Annotated in this window: 4 protein-coding genes; 1 reads left to right on the forward strand and 3 read right to left on the reverse strand. The window is 64.5% G+C overall.

Translation table 11 applies throughout. The features are described 5' to 3' along the window. Both BUB76_RS18290 and BUB76_RS17215 read right to left on the reverse strand, forming a co-directional pair. Nucleotides 1-1,052: calcium-binding protein (locus BUB76_RS18290; protein ID WP_139250922.1), on the reverse strand; the 1,052-nt coding region annotated here is incomplete at its 3' end. Continuing rightward, nucleotides 1,049-2,206 (reverse strand): hypothetical protein, encoded by a 1,158-nt coding sequence (locus BUB76_RS17215; protein ID WP_073130697.1) that lies wholly within the window; start codon nt 2,204-2,206, stop codon nt 1,049-1,051. The genes BUB76_RS17215 and BUB76_RS18290, both read right to left, overlap by 4 nt. Before the next feature lie 342 nt (nt 2,207-2,548). Between BUB76_RS17215 and BUB76_RS17220 the strand changes: the two genes are divergently transcribed. Beyond that, a complete protein-coding gene (locus BUB76_RS17220) occupies nt 2,549-4,186 on the forward strand; it encodes a calcium-binding protein (protein WP_073130700.1) in 1,638 nt (545 codons plus the stop codon). Here the strand turns inward: BUB76_RS17220 and BUB76_RS17225 are convergent. Further along, a partial coding sequence (locus BUB76_RS17225) for an integrase core domain-containing protein (RefSeq protein WP_139250858.1) occupies nt 4,183-4,492 on the reverse strand: 310 nt, incomplete at its 5' end. The two genes, BUB76_RS17220 and BUB76_RS17225, sit on opposite strands and share 4 nt — an antisense overlap.

Below are 4,492 nucleotides of genomic sequence, written 5' to 3' on the forward strand. Positions count from 1 at the left end.
TCCAGGTTGGTCCGCCCGGGCGTCTCGGCCAGGTCCGAGAACGACACCATGTCGTTGCCCGCGCCCCCGTCCACCGTGTCGTTCCCCCCGCCGGGCACGAGCCAATCCACCCCGGGTCCCGCGCCGCCCGTCAGGGAATCGCTCCCCGCGCCGCCATAGATCAGGTCCGCGCCCTGGCCGCCATCCAGGGTATCGTTCCCGTCGCCGCCATCGAGCGTGTCCGCGCCGTCTCCGCCGGCGGCCGTGTCGTCGCCACCGCGCCCCGAGAGCCAGTTGTCCCCAACCGAGCCGACGAGATCGTCGGAGAAGACGGTGCCCACCGCGCCCTCGATATTGGCAAGGGTGTCGGTGCCGCCGGTGCTGTCGGTGGCGGTCGAGGAGGACAGGTCGACGACGACCCCCTGGGTGGCGCCCTCTTCCCGCCAGTATTCCAGGAAGTCGGACCCGCCGCCCCCGTCGATGGTGTCGTTCCCGCCTTGGCCGACGAAGGATTCCCAGTTGTCCGAGCCGGACAGCCGGTCGGACTGATGCGTGCCTCCGACGTAGTCGACGAAGGTGAAGCTGTCATCGACGACACCCGCCACGTTCGACACCGCGGTGCCCGAGCCGTCCGCCCCGATCGTGACGACCATCCCGCCCGTGCCGGTCACGTGTCTATAGATCAGGTCCAGGCCGCCGTTATCGCCGGCCCGCCACGCGGCCTCGTGCCCGATGATGGTGTCGCGCCCGGTGCCGGGCGCCACGATATCGCCGATGCCTTGCGTTCCGGCGCTTCCACCGGAGGCATCGAGCCTGTCGTCGCCCTGGCCGCCGTGCAGCAGATCGCGCCCGTCGCCGCCGCGCAGCGTGTCGTTGCCGTCTTTGCCGTACAACCGATCCCTACCGGCGCCGCCATGCAGCCAGTCATCGCCGCCATCACCGTCGAACAACTCATCGGCCGTCCCGCCGAGGATGGTATCGTCGCCGGTCACCGAACCATGGACTTCCTCGATGCCGCTCAGGGTATGGCGGAAGGCTTCGCCACGCCAGGTTCCCGTCGCGACGCCGGTCACCAGGTTGACATTGACCGGCCCCACGCCACCCCAATCGTAGCAGATGGTATCCCAGCCCTGCCCCCGTTGATGGTATCGTCGCCTTGATGGCCGGTGAAGCGTTCGTCCCGAGCCGATCCCGTGATCGAGTCCGCGAAATCGGTGGCCCTAATCTCGAGCAGCCCGCCGTTGTCGACCAGGTTGAGCGTGTCGGAGGTGCCGTACCCGTCGTCCTGGATACTGCCGCTGGAAAGATCGACGACGATGCCCCGGGTCGGGTCTTGCCCCGGTCTGCTGCTGAAGTCGAGGGCTACGGTGCCGCCATCGGTCAGCGTCAGATTGTAGGTGTCGCTGCCTTCGCCGCCGATGATGTCGATCCAGCCGTCCTGCACCTGCACGACGTTGAACGTGTCGCCGAAGGCGCTGCCCCACAGACCGAAGCCCTGGCCGACAAGCTTGTTGGCGATGCCGGTTATGGTATCGGTGAAGCCGCCCGCCTGAATGCTGCCGGTGTCTGTCAGCCCGTCGATCGTGGCCGTGATTGCTGTCGGGGTGCTGCCGAAGCGCTGGCCGTAGTCCAGTACGGCATAGACGCGGCGGTTCGCGCCGGCGAAATCGTAAAGGTCGTTGCCGTCGGTCGCCTCGAAGTCGTTGTACGAATAGTCGGAGCCACCCGAGACGGTGAACTGATCGTCGCCGGACGTGCCGCGCACGAAGTCGTGGAATTCGCTGTCCTCGTAGATCAGACCATCGATCAAGCCGACCACTGACCAGGAAATATCGAAGGTATCGACAAGATCGGTCGCCATGCTGGCATCGATGGTGATCGGGGCCGTCTCGTTGAACAACGCCGCAAGCGGCGCGAAATCGTACCTCACGGCCGATTGCAGGGCGTCGACGAGCGCCGCCAGGTCCCAATCGACTCCGGTAATCGTGCCGATCGTCGTCGTCCCGTCCTCGACACTGAGGCTGGAAACGGTGCCGCCGAGCACCACCCCCTCGGCGGTCAGAGCGAAATCGGCGCCCTCGATCCGGGTGACCAGCCCGTTATAGGAGTTGACCTGCACGAGACTGGTGGAATCCACGAGGGTCCCGTCGACGTTCAAAAAGCCATTTTCGTCGAGAAATGCTTCGAGGAAGAAATCCGGCTTGTCGGCGAGAATTCTGTACAACATATCGGCCCCGCCAACTTGCAACAATCACACTAAAGTTGAGCCACATACTGCAACCACCCGACCCGGATGTCCACGCGACGTCCCCGTCGAACTGCCCGCTCAGAGGATGACGTCCCCGTCGGCGAACCGCAGGATTTCGGCGTCGCCGATCACATCGACCCCGTCGGTGCCGCCATTCAGATGGGTCACTTCGGTGCGGATGCCGTCTTGCACGATGCTGTATTCATCCCGCGCACGGGTCTTTCCCCGGCACGGGCGGTTGCGGGGACGCCCCGTCCGATGCAACCTGAACCTGTGTCCGGGGGTCATGGGTCCCGGGGTAAAGCATAAGGCTAGCGGAAGATGGAAAACGAAGACGTCCCGGGCGATACCAGCACGACCGCCCGGCTGACGGTCGGTGTGCCGTTCACAAGCGATTTTGACTCGGTGCTGGACGCGGACTGGTTCCTGTTCTCGGGCACGCCGGGCGCGGTCTATGCGGTCGAGATCACGATGGACGGCACCACGACGCTGTTGACGGATCTTGACCTGCAGGTCGGCAACGGCACCCGTTATCCCAACACGGACCCGGCGCAAGCGACCGTGCCTTCTCTGTTTTTCGTGAACGATACCAACGATCTGTGGCTGGATCTCGATGCGTCGGACATCGAGGCCTCGTTGGGTCTAACCCCCGGGAGCTATACCGTGCAGGTGGTCGAACGGCCCGATCTGGCGCTGCTCGGGACCGTGGGCAACGACACCCTGACGTTCGATCCGCTGAACCCGACGACACTGATCGACGGCAGGGCCGGGACGGATACCGTATCGTTCGGGGACCAGCGCGTTTCGTTTTTCCTGACGGACCGGCCCGAGAACAATTCGTTGGTCAATCTCGGCAACGGGACCATCGTCAAGCTGAAGTCCATCGAGGCGGTAACGGTTGGCGATTCGGGCAGCCGTTTCGACATCAGCGGCGGCAGTTTCCAGATCACCGGCGGCGCGGGTCAGGAATCCTTCAGTATCACCGGCGCTGGGCAGGGGCGCGTTTTCAACGGGGGCGCCAATCCGGTCGGCAGCCCGGATCAAGCGAACTATAACTCCCGCTCGAACACGGATCCGATTGCGGCTTCGCTGCTCACCGGCATGGGTACGGCGGGCGTCGCCGCCGGTGACACCTATATCGGGATCGAACTGCTCCGCGGGACCGAACACAACGACACACTGGCCGGCAGCAACGCCGCGGACACGCTGTTTGGCAATATCGGCGACGACATCCTGACCGGAAATGGCGGCAACGACAGGATCGATGGCGACACCGGCACCGACGTTGCTGTCTTCAATTTCAGCCGGTCGGAATACACCGTGACCGAGACGGACGGATTTTCCCCACGTTCCGTCTATTACACCGTGTCGCATTCCGGGGCGGATGGCACCGACTCTCTGCGGGACGTCGAGATCCTGCGGTTTGCCGATGGCGACTTTGTCCCGGGCAGCCAGACCGGCACGGCAGGAAACGACTGGATGGTCTGGAACGGGACGAGCGGGCGCGTCTTTGCCGGGGACGGCACGGACATGCTCAGCTTCGTCAACGAGGCTGCCGTCAGAGTTGACCTGCTCGCGCGCGCTGTCACGGTGTCTCGTCCCGGCAGTACCGACATCGTTGTCGAACCCATCTCTGTCGAGGCCTTCACCGGCACCAGCGGCAACGACGTGATGATCGGCGGCACCGGGGATGGCCGGCTCCGTGGCCTTGGGGGGAACGACAGGTTCATAGGCTCGCGGGGCACCGACACGATCGACGGCGGCGCCGGAGGAGACAGTCTGAGCTACATCACCGACAGCTTGAGCGGTTTCGCGCAAGAGGGCGTGAACGTATCGCTGTTCCGCGGCATGGGGTGGACCGGAAACGCGGCGGGCGACCTCATGACCGGCATCGAGAACCTGTCCGGTACGATCAACGACGTGAGCTGCCCCAACCGAGTGGTCCAGGTTGATTGTTAGTGCATCGCTGGTCGCCGGTCGACGGCTATGATGCTCTCCGGCGCCGGAGGCCTGTAGCCCAAGGCGCTGTGGGGCCGGACGGTATTGTAGTGGCGACGCCACCGCTCGATGAGGATCTGGGCCTCACGGAGCGAATAGAAAACCTCTCCGTCGAGCAGCTCGTTGCGGAATCGAGCGTTGAAGCTTTCGCAGTAGCCGTTCTCCCAAGGTGAGCCAGGCTCGATGTAGGCGGTCTTGGCACCGACGGCGCCGATCCAGTCGCGGACCTTCAGAGCAACAAATTCGGCACCGTTGTCGGACCTTATA

It is taken from the genome of Palleronia salina (assembly GCF_900141995.1).
GTDB lineage: Bacteria > Pseudomonadota > Alphaproteobacteria > Rhodobacterales > Rhodobacteraceae > Palleronia > Palleronia salina.